14 protein-coding genes are annotated in these 15620 nt (G+C 30.9%); 6 read left to right on the top strand and 8 right to left on the bottom strand.

The features are described 5' to 3' along the window. The first annotated feature begins 318 nt into the window (after positions 1-318). A complete protein-coding gene (gltS, locus tag KA824_RS05205; protein ID WP_107384616.1) occupies positions 319-1524 on the top strand; it encodes a sodium/glutamate symporter in 1206 nt (401 codons plus the stop codon). A gap of 133 nt (positions 1525-1657) precedes the next feature. Here the strand turns inward: gltS and fni are convergent, their stop codons facing one another. Both fni and corA read right to left on the bottom strand, forming a co-directional pair. Continuing rightward, positions 1658-2704 (bottom strand): type 2 isopentenyl-diphosphate Delta-isomerase, encoded by a 1047-nt coding sequence (gene fni, locus KA824_RS05210; protein ID WP_107384615.1) that lies wholly within the window; start codon positions 2702-2704, stop codon positions 1658-1660. Positions 2705-2778: 74 nt separating this feature from the next. Next, on the bottom strand, positions 2779-3726 hold the full coding sequence (gene corA, locus KA824_RS05215) for a magnesium/cobalt transporter CorA (RefSeq protein WP_107384614.1): 948 nt from the start codon (positions 3724-3726) through the stop codon (positions 2779-2781). A 143-nt stretch (positions 3727-3869) separates the two neighbouring features. On the opposite strand from corA, the gene KA824_RS05220 reads away from it, so the two are divergent. Both KA824_RS05220 and KA824_RS05225 read left to right on the top strand, forming a co-directional pair. Beyond that, positions 3870-4337, top strand: a complete 468-nt coding sequence (locus KA824_RS05220) for a thioesterase family protein (protein ID WP_107384613.1) — start codon at positions 3870-3872, stop codon at positions 4335-4337. Positions 4338-4349: 12 nt separating this feature from the next. Continuing rightward, positions 4350-4757: a hypothetical protein gene (locus KA824_RS05225; RefSeq protein WP_107384612.1), complete on the top strand. Its 408-nt coding sequence runs from the start codon at positions 4350-4352 to the stop codon at positions 4755-4757. A gap of 136 nt (positions 4758-4893) precedes the next feature. On the opposite strand, the gene KA824_RS05230 is transcribed toward KA824_RS05225, so the two are convergent. After that, the gene (locus tag KA824_RS05230; protein ID WP_107524484.1) at positions 4894-5799 is read right to left on the bottom strand and encodes an alpha/beta hydrolase fold domain-containing protein; all 906 of its coding nucleotides are present in this window, start codon (positions 5797-5799) and stop codon (positions 4894-4896) included. Positions 5800-6071: 272 nt separating this feature from the next. On the opposite strand from KA824_RS05230, the gene KA824_RS05235 reads away from it, so the two are divergent. Further along, the gene (locus KA824_RS05235; protein ID WP_107385102.1) at positions 6072-6707 is read left to right on the top strand and encodes a hypothetical protein; all 636 of its coding nucleotides are present in this window, start codon (positions 6072-6074) and stop codon (positions 6705-6707) included. A 394-nt stretch (positions 6708-7101) separates the two neighbouring features. On the opposite strand, the gene KA824_RS05240 is transcribed toward KA824_RS05235, so the two are convergent. Further along, the gene (locus tag KA824_RS05240) at positions 7102-8976 is read right to left on the bottom strand and encodes a DHA2 family efflux MFS transporter permease subunit (protein ID WP_107385692.1); all 1875 of its coding nucleotides are present in this window, start codon (positions 8974-8976) and stop codon (positions 7102-7104) included. Between the two features lie 12 nt (positions 8977-8988). Next, positions 8989-9636 carry an HlyD family secretion protein gene (locus tag KA824_RS05245; RefSeq protein WP_107385104.1) on the bottom strand — a complete coding sequence of 216 codons (648 nt, stop codon included), beginning with the start codon at positions 9634-9636 and terminating at the stop codon, positions 8989-8991. A gap of 126 nt (positions 9637-9762) precedes the next feature. Between KA824_RS05245 and KA824_RS05250 the strand changes: the two genes are divergently transcribed. Further along, positions 9763-10311, top strand: coding sequence for a TetR/AcrR family transcriptional regulator (locus tag KA824_RS05250; protein WP_107505327.1), 549 nt, complete (start codon positions 9763-9765; stop codon positions 10309-10311). Between the two features lie 351 nt (positions 10312-10662). Here KA824_RS05250 and KA824_RS05255 read toward each other — a convergent pair whose 3' ends face one another. The 3 genes from KA824_RS05255 to KA824_RS05265 form a co-directional block, all read right to left on the bottom strand. Beyond that, positions 10663-11871 carry a putative multidrug effflux MFS transporter TcaB gene (locus KA824_RS05255; RefSeq protein ID WP_107385106.1) on the bottom strand — a complete coding sequence of 403 codons (1209 nt, stop codon included), beginning with the start codon at positions 11869-11871 and terminating at the stop codon, positions 10663-10665. 268 nt (positions 11872-12139) lie between these two features. Continuing rightward, a complete protein-coding gene (locus KA824_RS05260; RefSeq protein ID WP_181187375.1) occupies positions 12140-13528 on the bottom strand; it encodes a membrane-associated protein TcaA in 1389 nt (462 codons plus the stop codon). 363 nt (positions 13529-13891) lie between these two features. Beyond that, positions 13892-14356, bottom strand: a complete 465-nt coding sequence (locus KA824_RS05265) for a MarR family transcriptional regulator TcaR (protein ID WP_107385132.1) — start codon at positions 14354-14356, stop codon at positions 13892-13894. 223 nt (positions 14357-14579) lie between these two features. Here KA824_RS05265 and KA824_RS05270 point away from each other — a divergent pair, with 223 nt between their 5' ends. Beyond that, complete coding sequence (locus tag KA824_RS05270; RefSeq protein ID WP_107385133.1) at positions 14580-15551, top strand: YdcF family protein; 972 nt, start codon at positions 14580-14582, stop codon at positions 15549-15551. Positions 15552-15620: the final 69 nt, after the last annotated feature.

A 15620-nucleotide genomic window follows, 5' to 3' on the forward strand; every position in this document is an offset into this window, starting at 1 on the left:
AGTAGCTGTCGAAAAGAATATAACACAGACTACTATACATTGCAAGGTACTGTGTTATAGATAAGTAGTGTATTCATTCTTCTAACATCTATTTTTGCGTATTAGACAAGAGAATGATTATCTGAAAATTACAAATAAAACAATCTCTATTTATTCTATTTAATATTTAATTCCAAACTAGATTTATACTATTTAAATATGTATAATAGATAGCATGGAGTTTTGTAAGCACTTTCTTTATTGTCATTTTGCACATGACTCCATCTATATAACCAGACACACAGGAGAGTTTCATTTGAAATTTAAGGGGGATTGAAAATGCTAGAGCTAGATGCAATTACTACTTTAGCAATCGCAAGTTTGTTATACCTTTTAGGTATATATATTGTTAATCATATTTCAATATTAAGAAGGCTTTGTATTCCTGCACCTGTTATCGGTGGTTTAATCTTCTCGATTTTAGTTGCAATATTACAATCTACAAATATCATAACAATCAAACTGGATTCTGAATTTATACAAAACTTCTTTATGCTTGCGTTCTTTACAACAATTGGATTAGGCGCTTCTTTAAAGTTATTACGCTTGGGTGGAAAAGTACTTATTTTATATTTTATATTTTGTGGTTTTCTTGCAGTCTTCCAAAACCTTATTAGTATTTCATTAGCAAAAGTATTAAACATACCACCATTATTAGGCTTGACAGCAGGTTCTATGTCTATGGAAGGTGGTCATGGTAATGCTGCCGCCTATGGTCAAACCATACGCGACATGGGCTTTGATTCTGCATTAACCGCAGCTTTAGCAGCAGCAACATTAGGTCTTGTAGCTGGTGGTTTAGTAGGTGGTCCAGTAGTGAAATTTTTAATCACTAAATATAATTTAAAATCTGAACATGCAGAAGAAACTACGACAGACTATGGTAACGTAAAATCTAATGAATACTTACATAATCGCATGAACCCTACTACCATCTTTTTCTTACAATTTACGATTGTAACCATTTGTATGGCTATTGGTTCATATTTAGGAAATACATTCTCTGATTTAACAGGTATTAACATTCCTATATATGTTGGTGCAATGTTTGTTGCGGTAATTATTCGAAATATTTCTGAATATAATAATTTAAATCTTATTGATATGAAATTCGTGGATAAAATTAGTGACATATCACTAAGCCTATTCTTATCTATCGCTTTGATGAGTATACAACTTACAGAAATATATCAATTGGCTTTACCTTTAATTATTATCGTTTTAATACAAGTCGTGTTTATCGTGCTATTCTCTATATTTATCGTGTTCCGCGGTTTAGGAAAAAATTACGATGCTGCTGTAATGATTGGTGGCTTTATTGGTCATGGTCTTGGTGCAACCCCAAATGCTATGGCAAACCTAGATGTAATTACCAAGAAATTCGGAGCTTCACCAAAATCATATCTTGTCGTACCAATTGTGGGCGCATTTTTAATTGATTTGCTTGGTGTCCCAATCGTTACTACATTTATCAATCTATTCTAATGATATAATTTGATTTTTAACATAAGAAAACCTGAGACATAATGTCTCAGGTTTTTTCTATAATAATTTCATATACGAAAATCAACACAGTAGTTAATGACCTAACCTACAAAAATGATTTCTTTATGAGATATTAATTAGAAATATCAATATTTCGCTGATCTATCCAAGATTGTAATTTAGGACCAAAGATCATTTTCGAACCTTTTAAATCATTTATTGTAGGCGCATTTAACATCGTCATAATTTTTTTCATATGTTCAGTAAATTGTTCTGTATAGTTTAGTGTTTCTGTAATACCATATTGTTCAACTTGATTTAAAAATGGTCGCGACATACCAACCGCACTCGCTCCAAGCGCTAAACATTTCACAGCATCTAAAGGAGAGCGCACGCCACCACTAGCAAGTATATCCATATCTTTTTGATAAGAAGTACTTTCTAATAATGATTCCACAGTCGTTTGTCCCCACATACTTAAATAGTCCATGTCCTTGTATGCACGTCTTTCATTTTCAATATCTACAAAGTTCGTACCACCACGTCCACTCACATCTACATATCTAATGCCAATTTCATATAAGTTTTTGATTGTTTCTTTACTCATGCCAAACCCTACTTCTTTGACAATTACTGGGACATTTACCCGTTCTACAATTTGCGCAAGATTGTCCATCCATGTAGAAAAGGTTCTATTACCTTCAGGCATGACTAATTCTTGTGGTGCATTGACATGTACTTGTAATGCTTGAGCATCTAGCAATTTTACTGATTCGACAGCTTTATCAACAGGTACATCGGCACCTACGTTACTAAATATAATCCCCTCTGGGTTTGTGTCACGCACGACTGTAAAAGATGATGCCATATCACTATTACGTAACGCTGCATGTGTAGAACCAACTGCCATTGCAATACCGCTTTCCCGAGCCACAATTGCCAATTTTTCATTAATTTGTTTCGTCCATTCACTGCCACCAGTCATCGCATTAATATAAAGTGGTTGACTAAGTGTAAAATCTTTTAGCGAATGCTCAAGATTAACATCACTTACATCTATACTCGGAATAGAATCATGTACAAATCTAATTTCATCAAAATCTGAGATTGTAGCATCCGTTTGTGCCATTGCAATCTCAACGTGTTCATTTTTTCTTTGTTCTCTTTTTAAATCGCTCATTGTTTACTCCAATCCTCAATAGTTATTTTACTCAAGTCAGTTTAAAACTGCATCATTAATATAATACTATGATATTAAAACCATTTTTCTTTTTTAAAATAAATCACACAACCTATACTAATACATAGCATAAGTGCTAAAACAAAATAATAACCATATTGCCATTTTAATTCTGGCATATTTATAAAATTCATACCATAAATACCTGTAATTAATGTCAATGGTAAAAAAACAACTGACACCAAGGTAAGGACCTGCATAATCCGATTCATTTTATATGAAGCATATGATGTCAAATTATCTTTTATTTCATTTGTCATTTCTTGGCATATTTTCAAAATATTTTGTTGTTTAATCATATGATCATCAATATGTTGAAGATAAAGTTTATCCTTGTCATCTAATAATAATAGGTTACTTTCTTTTAATTGATTAACTAATTCTGTCATTGGATAAATCACACGCTTTAATTTAATTAGCTCAGAACGTATTTTAAATACATTATCCATCGCAAATTTCATAGAACCATTCATATTTTCACTGTCTTCGAAGTCATATACCTTATCTTCGATGGCATAAACGAATTCAAAATAACGATCTACTAAACAATCTAACACCAAGATAAATATATATGTTGGGAGAATATTACGTATTGTTTGCGTTTTGAAAGTAGTTTCTATCTTCTTTAAAATATCAAATGGTTGATGATGGTATGTAATAAGTAAACGATCTTTTATAAAAATATTTAATGCTTTTGCATTAAAATTCTCGGTATCCACATCATGAACAACTATATACTGATATGTGTCATATGCTTTATATTTAGCTCTCGGTGTCCCGTTCACTGTATCATCAATTTCAAGTTTATTAAAGTTAAAACGTGTTTTTAAAAATGTATTTTCAGCCTCGGTTGGTTGGTTAAAATCACACCATATAAACTGCGCTGTTTCAGGAATGTCTTCTAAACAATTAACGCTTGCTAATGTATTTCCAGAAGATAAGTATCTAATTGTTATAGCCATAGCTCACCCCTATAATCATTTTCTTTATTTTATCATGAAATACTATTTGTGTATGTTATATACAATTTTTAGTAAACTTAGGTTAGCTTAAATAATATAAATATGTCTATTTTAACAATTAAAGTTTTAAAGGAGATGTAACAATGAAAAATCCTTTCACAATTTCCAACAATGTGACACCCGATATGATTGACCATAACGGTCATGTACATGATGCGAATTACAATATGGTCTTCAGCGAAGCTATCAATCAATTTAATTATACACATGGTTTATCTTTAGAAGAACGTACCAAGTTAAATTACACACTATTCACTGTTGAAGAACAAACAGCTTATTTATCTGAACTAACTGAAGATGACACATTTACCATTACAATTTACATCTATGATTATAATGAAAAAAGCTTACATTTCTTTTCCGTTATGACGAACCAAGACGGCAGCAATATAGCAACAAATGAAGCAATGATGTTAGGGATTGATCGCACAATCAACAAAACAGCGCCATTCCCTCAATCATTTGCTGACCAAATTAGCAATTATTATGATAACCAACAATTAATCGAATGGCCAAAACAATTAGGTCATAAAATCGGTATCTCAAGATAAGGAGTGATAAATATGTCACAAGGATTAATCGACACAATCAAAGTGCAACTTTATGATTTAAATGATGATATGAAAGCTGCACTTAGTGAACTCAATCAAAACAAACAGCTAGTCATTAATGGACCTGATAGTCAATTGATTAAACGCGGTTTTGATATTAGTTACTACCAAGGTCAAAAACAAGCTATAGATACTATTACTTCATTAGTGGAACAAATTGATGTAGAAGCAGCTTTTATACAGCGTTACACAACTTTTGTTCAAGAAGAAACACAACTATATGAAAAATATCTCTCGAAATTCAACAATATGGATATACCAACGCAAGATTTTAACGACTTTATAGCGCAATACTATAAGCTAAAAGGGACACAATCTATATTAACTGTCCTTGATACAACAATTAATGAACACCATTAATTGACCGAAATGTTTGAGCATATAAAAACAGAAGCAAGGCGATATCAACAAAATTATATTTGGTGTCTGCCCCGCCTCTGTTTTTAATTTTTCGTAGCCTTATCATCATTTTAAAAATCGAGTGTATGCTTCCACATTAACGTTTATCGTGAATTGTATTGACGATTTCTTTAACAACTTTATGCGATTCTCTAATAGGTAATAATGCGAATGCATTCACCATTTTTTTAAAAGTATACAGTTGAACTGGCTGACGCATATCTTCTAACATATAAGCCAATTTTTTCATATCTGGTAAGTAAATCTCTCTTCCGCCACCAAATATATATATGGGTGGTAAACCAAATAATTCTCCATTAATTGGTGATAACCTACTATCGTTTAATGGAAGATTTCCAGACCATACTTTCATAATTTTTTGTAAACCTTCTATATTTATGATGACATCTTTATCGATTAAATCATCTGTAATATTTTCATTATCCAATTGAGCATCTAGCATCGGTGAAAACAAATACAATTTAGCTGGTAAAGGTTGATTATTTGATTTTAACTGTTGCACAAAACTCAACGCCAATGCGCCTCCAGTTCCATCTCCCATCACAATAATATCTTCATTACTACATTCTGTTAATAATTGTTGGTACACTTTATGAATCGCAGCATAAGTATCCTCAACATGATATTTGGGTGCTTTTGGATAAATTGGCAAAATAACTTCATTTAAAGTACTTAACGCAAGTTTATCCATAAATCTCCAGTGAAATGCAGAAGGTTGTAAAATATTATATCCACCGTGAATATATAATATTTTCTTTTGTTGACTGTGTCTAAAGCGAAATCTGAACACCTGCATATCATCCATCATTTGTTTTTCTAAGTCTGATTTTACATTTAAAGTTTCAGGTTGCTTGTGCTTTTTTTCATTCATCGTTAATCTTTTTTGTAAAAATTTTTCAAAGCTTTGTTGGTCATCAAATATAATTGAACGATGTGGTAATAAATATTTATTAACAAATTTTGTTGTTAGTCTTGATTTCATTCATAATCATCCCTATCTTTTTTGTAACAAATTTTAGAATTATAGAATTTTTGTTTCAATTCAGTATTTAAAATAAATTATATGATAAAATAAAAATAATGACATAAAAACGAAGTTATAATAGATATTGAAGTTAAAAAATATGACCATTCATACTAAAAATTAAATTATTCAACTTCATTGGTTAAAATGTAACAGTTATTACATATTATAACAAAATAAAAGTCATAAAATAACTAGATCCCCATCTAATGTAATGAAAGGAGTAAGTTATGACCGCAAATAATCAGCAATTTAAAGATTTTGAACATACTTTAACGAGTGAAACAATGCAACGAGGCGCTCGTTATGGAAAAAAGAAAAAATCTTGGGTTAGCCTTATTATACAAGTTATCGTTTTAATCCTAGTTGCTATTTCAGGTTATAGTATGTTTAAGGAACCTATATTCAATTTAGTTTTTGTAGATAAAACGGTTAATTTTAAAGAATTAACAAATTTTCAAGAAACTATCAATAACTTAACGAATTTAAATATCAACGTTGAAAGTATCGATAACTTACAAACAAGCATTGATCGCTTGATACTTGTATTTTATGTATTTTTTATCGCTTGTATATTAAGTTTAATCTTAACCTTTTTTACGTTGTTTTTTAACAAAACTATATTGAAAATAGTTAACATGTTTATCATAGCGATCATGCTTGCAATTACTTTCGGTTTTTCTGCATTGATTAAAAATATTGCAACAAGAATTGCCAATTCAATGAATCAGTATTATATCACTGTTGATTCAGCTCAAATATTAACAGAGTCAAATGCAATCCATAACGCTTTTATTTTATTAAGTTGTAGTATCGCTTTACTATTAATTAGTTTATTTTTTAGAAATCGAAAACCTAGAATATAACTTCATTTAAACTTTACCAAAAAGCCGATACATATACTATCATAGATTACACCCGTAAATGAATGACTGAAAAAAATTCATTTGCGGGCTTTTTTTCTCCACTTAATCGATACACCAATCGGTAAAAGGATTTTAAAACAAGCAATTTTTCAAGACTATAATCAATATCATATATATTATCTAATTAACTTGCGAATTTATAAAAACGATTTAGCTTTCACTTATAATGTACATAAAATCAACTTAGCACAAGTTTTTATCCCAATCGCTTTAACTATATGAAAATATTAACTCAGACTGTATTAATAACAAAATAAGCGTCAATTTCTACGTAACTATTATAGAAATTGACGCTTATTCATTAATCAGTGATGTTACATCACTGTTTTTTCACTTATTCTTCATTTGAAATATAATGTGACTTGCCTTTTAAGAACAAACTCAAAATAAATGCCAAAGCACTTAATAAAGTGGCTATTAAGAAAGCACTATTTACACCATTAATAGAAGCAAGCTTTTGCACAAATTCTAAAACTTGAGAAGTTGCCATTTGTTCTCCACCCATTGCTTGAGCCATTTCTTGTAAACGGTCTTTAATAAATGGATTTGTTTTATCTAAATCTTGTGTATATGAGGCGATATGTTGTGTTGTTTGTGTAGACATTACTGTAACTAGTAAAGCCGTACCAATTGAACCTGCCAATTGTCTCAATGTATTAGATAAAGCATTGCCATGTGCTATGAGTCGTTGTGGCAACGCGTTCATACCAGCAGTCATTATTGGCATCATGATAAAACTCATACCAAATGATCGAATGATATAAATAACCATTAAGTGACCATACGTTGTATTCATGTTTAATTTTGTTAATTCCCACGTAGCATAGGTCATAATTGCTGTCCCTACTAAAGCTAGTGGTTTAATACCAATCGTATCTAATAATTTTCCTGCGATTGGACCCATGACACCCATTATTAAAGCACCTGGTAATAATAATAAACCTGATTGTACTGGTGTAAAGCCTCTTAAGTCTTGTAAATAAAGTGGTAATAAAATCATGCCACCAAATAAACTCATCGTTACAATCATGTTAATAACGGTTGTTAATGTAAAACCTGAATATTTTAAAACTTCCATACTTAGCATTGGCACACGCATTGTAAGCTCTCTAATTACAAAAGCAGTAATAAAAATGACACCAAGGATAAGAGATACTACAACAATTGGAGAACTCCAACTATTATTTCCTGCTTCACTGAAGCCATATAATAGCGCACCAAAACCTATTGTACTAAATATGATACCTGGAATATCTGCTTTAGGATTTGTAGTAACTTGATAAACTCTGAACCATATATATGCGATAGCTAATGAAATAAGTCCTATGATGAACATACCATAGAACATCACGTTCCAATGATAATTTTCTACAATATAACCTGACAATGTCGGACCTATAGCGGGTGCTAAAATCATTGCTATACCGAGTGTCCCCATTGCTGCGCCACGTTTTTCAGGTGGAAATATAGTCATAAATACATTTGTACCAAGTGGCATTAAGATACCTGCACCAATTGCTTGCAGTACACGGCCTACCATCATTATTGTAAATGAACCTGACATACCACATACTAAGGAACCTATTGTGAACAATGCCATCGCTATTAAGAATAATTTACGATACGAATATTTATTAAATAAATAAGCACTGATTGGTATCAGAATACCATTCACAAGCATAAATCCTGTCATAAGCCATTGACCTGTATTTGCTGAAATATTAAAATCAGTATTTATTTTAGGCAATGCAACATTTAATAACGTTTGATTCAAAATAGCTATAAACATACCGAAAATCATCGCTATTAAAACTTTGCCTTGAGAAGTGCCTTTTCCAAACATAAATGAACTATGTTTAGCTTTCAGCTTTTCATTTACTTGTGCTTCTTCAGAATTCGGATTGATTTGTTCATGATCCGAATCATGTTGTGTTGATGATTCAGAAGTGTCACTATTAGCGTGACTTGCATTCTCTGCCTTTTCTTCTGTAGTTTCACCTTTGTTTTGCTCTTGGTTTTCTGTTGTTGTTTTATCGTCTTTAACTTTAAATTTAGATTGATAACTTTCGTTAGAAGCAATGCTTTCATACTTAGATTGTTCCATTTTTCGGGTAGATTTTTGCTTATTTCTTTTCACGATAAAGAGATTAAGTCCACCGACAAGAATGAGCGCTATGACTACGTAAACAATAATGAAGGTCATTGTCATTTTAAGACCTCCTTAATTTTTATGAATTTTTACTTCAGCGTTCATTCCTGGAACAACATTTTTAGATGGTTTTGAATCTAGTGAAATTTTCACTGGTACCACTTGTGATACTTTTGTATAGTTGCCATCACTATTTGATGAAGGCATCATTGAAAAGCTTGAAGCAGTTGCTTTACCTACTTCTTCTACTTTACCTTTTAATTCAGCGTCTTCACCATCTAATTTAATATTTACATCTTTACCTTCTTCAACGTCTGCAATATCTTTTTCATCCACATTAGCAGTTATATAAGAATCATCTAAATTATAAGCGTAAGCGATTGGTGTGCCAGCTTGAGCCATTGAGCCTTCCATGCCATCAACTTTTACAATTGTGCCATCTTTAGGCATTTTAATACTCATATCTTGAGATTGACCACCTTCACCTTTAGCAGCAACCTCTGCAACTTTATCACCTTTGCTTAATTTTTCATTATTTTTAACATCAAGTGACTTGATTTCGCCAGAAGCTGGAGCTGACACCTTAATTTGTTCTCCATCCACTTTAGCATTATCTGTACTTACAAAAGATGTTGCTTGATTATAAAAATGGAATCCTACGACACCAATAATTACAAGCACAACAATGGTAATGACATTGATTAATACCATTTTCTTCATGATACTTTCCTCCTATTTGCATTTAAAATTCACCTTGTATATTATAAAGAGATGAAATTTAAAATTATACCGACACTTAAATAAAATGTGTTGGGTACATTATTTATGTTCTATGAAGGAGTTATTATGAAACAAAATGCAAAACGAAAAATCATCCGTAATATGATTGCATTACTCGAGTTACATCCATTTGAAAATATAACTATCAAAATGTTATGCGCATATAGTGGTATAAATAGGACTACATTTTATGATTACTTCGTAGATAAATATGACCTTTTAGCTACAATACAATCACACCATATTCAAAAATATAAAACACTATTAGAAAATCTATATAAAAGTTCAGAAGAAATTGCAGATAATCACTCTAAACTATATCAATTTTTCAAAATCATTTTGCGTTATATCAAACGTCATTATGGCTATTTCCATGCTATTTTAGTCACATATCCTAATCGTAATTTATTTTTTGAGTATATGCATGCAACGCGGGACACTTATATTAAAATTTTGGACGACTATACCGATGTATTAAACAAAAAACAATTTGTAATTTACGCACTAGGTGGTCAAATGGGCCTTGTTTATACTTGGATTAAAGAAGGATGTAATCAATCGGTTAAAGATTTAGCTCAAATTTTATTAGCTAACACAATTAAGTTGAATCGTTAATAAATTATCTAATTAAAAAGACTACTAAATTTCTACAAAATAATAGAAATTTAATAGTCTCATTATATTAACTAATTCGAACACATATATATAAAAATTGATACTATAATAGTGCGACATAATCTAGTATCTGTAGATCAACATGGTATACCAAAAGCAAATAGATTTTCACCAACCTCAATCACTCATGCAAAATAAATCAAAGTAAGACAGCAATTTAATTTATTTAAACGGATGTCATTGCCACACCTTCTGCTCTGTGGATTAAAGTTGAATTAACTTTAAGTATTTGAGCTGAAGCTCATGCATCAGTTACTGCCAATGTAACACCAAGATTTTACACATATGCACTTATGCTCTTTTCCTTGTTCTAAACACAAAGTAACTCATCACTTGCAGCAATATTAATAACAGACCCGCGATTATGATAATTGTGATATAAGGCACATAATTCCCTTCTCCCATTAAACCTACGAGCGGTGAAACCACCCCTCCTAATAAGTATTGCACAAGTCCAAGTAAACTTGATGCACTCCCATTACCTCCAGTACGTTCATCCATCGCAATAGAAAAACCAAGCGTTGCTACACCAGTAACTGGTGCAACAAGAATGATAAAACCTAAGAATAAAATCCATATTGAAAAATGGTTTAATAAAGTAATCGTTACACTTAAAATTCCTACTAATTGAATCAACGTCAAAATCCGTAATAATGTTTGTCGATTTATATAATCAACGAACTTACCAGTCAATTGACTTGAAATAATGAGACTAATACCAATAACTGCAAACATAATACTAAATTGCTGTGGAGACATACCATATATATGTTGCGTGATAAATGGAGAAGCTGAAATATAACTAAACAAGATGATAAATGTGACACCTTGAATCAACATTGGTAATACAAAACGTGGCGTTACTAATAATTGTTTAAAATTCTTAAATATAATTGCTATATGAGGACTGTCTCTATGTTCGATAGATAATGATTCTGGTACTTTAAACATAGTCCCCAAAAACATAAGTATCCCAAATAAAGTTAGTATGACAAAAACCATATGCCAAGTGGAAAATGATAAGATCACGCCACCTAAAGCAGGTGCTAACACAGGTGCCACACCATTGACTAACATAAGTAAAGCTAAAAATTTTGTTAATTGTTTGCCACTGTACAAATCGCTAGAAATCGCCCTAGAAATAACTGCGCCTGCGCCTCCACAAAAACCTTGTACAAACCTTAAAATAATCATCCACCATATATTGTTTACAAAAATAATACCTAAACTTGCTAATGTAAATAACAACATCGCAATCATAAGTGGTTGCTTACGCCCGATTGAATCAGAAAAAGGACCCGTGAATAAATTCCCAACGGCTAAACCAATCATAAATAAAGATAAAGTTAATTGTGAAGTTGAAGTTGTCGTATTAAAATCAGACTGAATTTGAGGTAAACCAGGTAAAAACATATCAATCGATAAGGCACCAATCGCAGTTAACGCACCTAGAATTAAAATAAAAATGAATGATTGCTTTTGTTGTTGATTATCTACCATTTTATAACTCCTTCAAAAATTACTTGAAATATCCAATTCGACGATATTTACACTTGTTTATGTATTGTTAACTAACTTATTACAAATTATTAATTAATAAGCATTATTACTATTATAGCTTTAGCTTAAAAACAAAGAAAGTGTCAATTTCTATTAACTATTATAGAAATTGACACTTATTCATGAGTCAGTGTTGGCTTGTTTCCAGATTCCTCTGCTTATCCACTACTCCATATATTATATTATTATCAGCAAGCATATCTTTATATTACTCTTCCGAATATTTCACAACTTTAAGGTTACTGGCATCATCATCGCCTTCAAGTTGGTAATCCACTTCGCCATATTGACCATTTTCTTTGACGGTTTGAGCTGTAATATAAAATGTTTCACCTTGTCTCACAATTTCAGTGATTTGTGGCTGAGGTAAATAAAATACAGCATTTTCTTTCACATTATTTTTTATAGATTTATAGTTATCAGTATTTTTTTTCAAATAAGATGAAACTAATTTAAAGTTACTTTGACTATGTGCATTATTCATTGCAGCAGTATAATTACCGAAAAAACGAGCCACCTTATTTCTGAAGCTATTTTCTTCTTTTTCTTTTTTATCTACATAGTCTTGAATTTCATCACCATCAAAGTTCAATGTTACATATGTTTTATCCTTCAAGTTATCCGTTTTAACAGTCGTTTCAGCTGATTTAAATGTCTTTTTCTTCGCTTCTCCTTCAGCAGAAACTGTTAACTCTTGTGTTTTTGGATATGGTCCTATTTCTTTATTATCAGCATAGTCATATGTTTTATCATTCACTTTCACTTTAACAGTATCTTTATCTATTTCAGATGCACCTTTCAAATCTAAGACGATATAAGCTTCATTAAAATCTTCTGATACATCAACTGTCTCATGATTACTATTATTAAAATTAAATTTGAGTTCACCGCTAAACTGTCCGTTAGCCATCTCTTTTTTAGACTCTATGACGTAATCACCTGGTATAAATTCACCGAGTACTGTCGTCTTATTCTTCTGTGCATGTACTGTTCTTTGTTTATCATTTGCTTTGAATTTGTAAGTTGTATCGTACTTAGGCTTTACAATCGCTTCTTTTGTAGGCGCTGTAAAACTCATATTATCAAATATCAAGTAACGTTGCCCATTTTTGCTGATACGCAAAACTTTTTCACCATTTTTTGCTGTTACAAAGTCTTCTTCACTAGTCTCATTTTTATTTAATGATTTTATTTTTTGCTTAATATCTTTCGTATATTCTTTCATGCCAACTTCTTTTTTTATATATTTAATATAAGCTTTTGCCTCATTTTCATCTACACTATTATTTTGCGTGCTTAATAAGGTTGATAATTTTTGAGTATCATTATTATCTACTGCGTTAATTAATATTTCCGATTGTGCTTCCGGCGAATTAAAATTTTTCAATAAGATAAATATAATAACCAGCAGGATAATGATAAAAGCTGCAATACCCCAGGGAATAATTTTCCTTGCTTTGCTATTAACAGTTTTTTTATTTTCTTTTGAAGTTCGAGTCATTTTTTCGTTACTAGTCGACTCTAAACGATAGCCACAATGACTACATCTTCGTTGTCCTATCCTTATGTTTCCCCCACATTTAGGGCACTTTTGCATTTTATCACCACGCTTAGTCCTTATTTTTTACATTATCCCGTTATTTTAACATAATATATTCATAAACTATACGGCTTTATCAAGCCATTTTCACCAATTTTTTGTAGTTTTTTAATTAAGTAAAATTCATTTTTACGCTACTTTATTTCTATTATATGTACATGAATAAGTAAAAGATATACATCATTAGTCCAATGTCTTTTTACAATTCCTTTAATTTTTTCTTCAATCTTATATAGTTGTTCTTTTAATGAGGCACTTCAAATAAATCATTTTTACATGAACACATCATTCTAGTTATTGAAATATGTTTTAATTAAACGCATTTTGCTTTACTTAAAAATATTATCATTGTTTTTACTATTAAACACTGTGTTTCAAATTGAAATTTTTTAATCTTTGATCAATAATCTCTAAAACATATCTTGCTTGTTCGATTTGTTCATCCGATAAGTCGTGTAATATATCACTGACAATTGTATTGATAATTTCCTTACTTTGTTTATTAAATTGTTTACCTTTTGCTGTTAATTTAATATATTTTAACCTTTGATCTGCATTTTCTTCAGCTTTCTCCCATTGCACTACTTCTGCTTGTATTAATTTTTTTATTCTCCGGCTAACGGCAGCTTTATTTACGCCTTGTCTTTCAGTTATTTCTGTTAATGTCATTGCTTTTTCGTTTTCTAACATTAATATAACATTGGCTTGCTCTTTTGATACGTTATAGTCTTCTCTTAGTTCTTTTAACAATTTAGCTAATAAAGTATTCACATCATTTATAAACTCACCCATAAAATCAATATGACTACTTAAATTTTTAACCATAACTTCTCGCACCTCTACTATTCTAGCTCACATAAGTAAACGTTATTTTTTTTATATTATGTTAATAATATCAATATTCGAGACGGTATAAAAGCAGAAATTTCTAACCGCTGCGTTTTTAATTTTTAAACCTATCTAAATTACAATCAACAATACCTATAAAATTTGATTAATTTTAAGAATTGCTCTACATTTAAAATATTATAAATTTTCGGGGTGAACCATGTATACGTTGTCTTTAATTATAAGTTTATTTATTTTATGTGGTTTTATTGCTATGTATAAGAATTTAAAATTTACTACTAATTTAACTTTTTTTGTAATTCAAATCATTTTAGGCTACATTGTTATCATCTTACATGTAGGTAAGTCATCTTTGCCGATCCCTCTAATCATAACGATGTTTGTTGGTGTATTGCTTTTACACATCAAACATCATCATCTATTTAAACATAGTGTAAGCACACTTTTTTTGCGCCGTTTATACGCTATAGCATATAAGGTATTACTGTTCATGATTGCTTGTGCTTATATTAGTCTAATTCCTGTGGGCATCAATGTGATTTTTTATTGGTTAGCCGCTATTGCCTTTAGTGCATGTTTCACCTTCATTTGTTATGCACTTTGTGCCTCTGCCTTTTCAAATGTTACGTATAAACAAGATTTTGACGTCATATTGGTGTTGGGCGCAGGTATTTTTACAGAACAAGTAACACCTATGCTTGCTAAAAGATTGGACAAAGCTATAACGTTATACCATTTACATCCAGGCGCACATATCATTGTTAGTGGTGGGCAAGGACCTGACGAACCAATTTCAGAAGCCTTGGCTATGTATCGATATTTAGTGCAAAGAAATATTAATCCTTCAGCAATCATACTTGAAGACCAATCGACGAGCACTTATGAGAACCTTAAATATACGAAAGTGCTCATTCAGCAATTATTTAAATATGAACCAAATATCATATGTGTCACTAGTCAATTTCATATTATGCGCGCTTTAAGGTTTGGACAAAAATTAAATCTCAATTTAAAAGGTGTCGGCAGTCATACACCTTATCATTTTTTTGAAATTGCATTAATCAGGGACTTTTTAGCCATCATGTATCAATATAAGCTTTTACTAACTTGTTTTTTTGCAGTGTTATTTTGGGCATGTATAATGGCACTGTGGCATATACCAACCATTTAAAGTCATTAACTACGAAATAATATGTGGATACTACATTCGATTGAATGTGCAATGCTATTCATAAAAAAG

This window comes from Staphylococcus sp. GDY8P198P (assembly GCF_017891615.1).
In the GTDB taxonomy this organism is placed as follows: Bacteria; Bacillota; Bacilli; order Staphylococcales; family Staphylococcaceae; genus Staphylococcus; species Staphylococcus cohnii.

Excerpts from the sequence above, each read along its gene's own strand:
- KA824_RS05225 (WP_107384612.1), top strand. The coding sequence starts at position 4,350 with ATGTCACAAGGATTAATCGACACAATCAAAGTGCAACTTTATGATTTA.
- gltS (WP_107384616.1), top strand. The coding sequence starts at position 319 with ATGCTAGAGCTAGATGCAATTACTACTTTAGCAATCGCAAGTTTGTTA.
- KA824_RS05220 (WP_107384613.1), top strand. The coding sequence starts at position 3,870 with ATGAAAAATCCTTTCACAATTTCCAACAATGTGACACCCGATATGATT.
- KA824_RS05255 (WP_107385106.1), bottom strand. The coding sequence starts at position 11,871 with ATGGTAGATAATCAACAACAAAAGCAATCATTCATTTTTATTTTAATT.
- fni (WP_107384615.1), bottom strand. The coding sequence starts at position 2,704 with ATGAGCGATTTAAAAAGAGAACAAAGAAAAAATGAACACGTTGAGATT.
- KA824_RS05230 (WP_107524484.1), bottom strand. The coding sequence starts at position 5,799 with ATGAAATCAAGACTAACAACAAAATTTGTTAATAAATATTTATTACCA.
- KA824_RS05265 (WP_107385132.1), bottom strand. The coding sequence starts at position 14,356 with ATGGTTAAAAATTTAAGTAGTCATATTGATTTTATGGGTGAGTTTATA.
- KA824_RS05260 (WP_181187375.1), bottom strand. The coding sequence starts at position 13,528 with ATGCAAAAGTGCCCTAAATGTGGGGGAAACATAAGGATAGGACAACGA.
- KA824_RS05240 (WP_107385692.1), bottom strand. The coding sequence starts at position 8,976 with ATGACAATGACCTTCATTATTGTTTACGTAGTCATAGCGCTCATTCTT.
- KA824_RS05235 (WP_107385102.1), top strand. The coding sequence starts at position 6,072 with ATGACCGCAAATAATCAGCAATTTAAAGATTTTGAACATACTTTAACG.
- corA (WP_107384614.1), bottom strand. The coding sequence starts at position 3,726 with ATGGCTATAACAATTAGATACTTATCTTCTGGAAATACATTAGCAAGC.
- KA824_RS05245 (WP_107385104.1), bottom strand. The coding sequence starts at position 9,636 with ATGAAGAAAATGGTATTAATCAATGTCATTACCATTGTTGTGCTTGTA.
- KA824_RS05270 (WP_107385133.1), top strand. The coding sequence starts at position 14,580 with ATGTATACGTTGTCTTTAATTATAAGTTTATTTATTTTATGTGGTTTT.
- KA824_RS05250 (WP_107505327.1), top strand. The coding sequence starts at position 9,763 with ATGAAACAAAATGCAAAACGAAAAATCATCCGTAATATGATTGCATTA.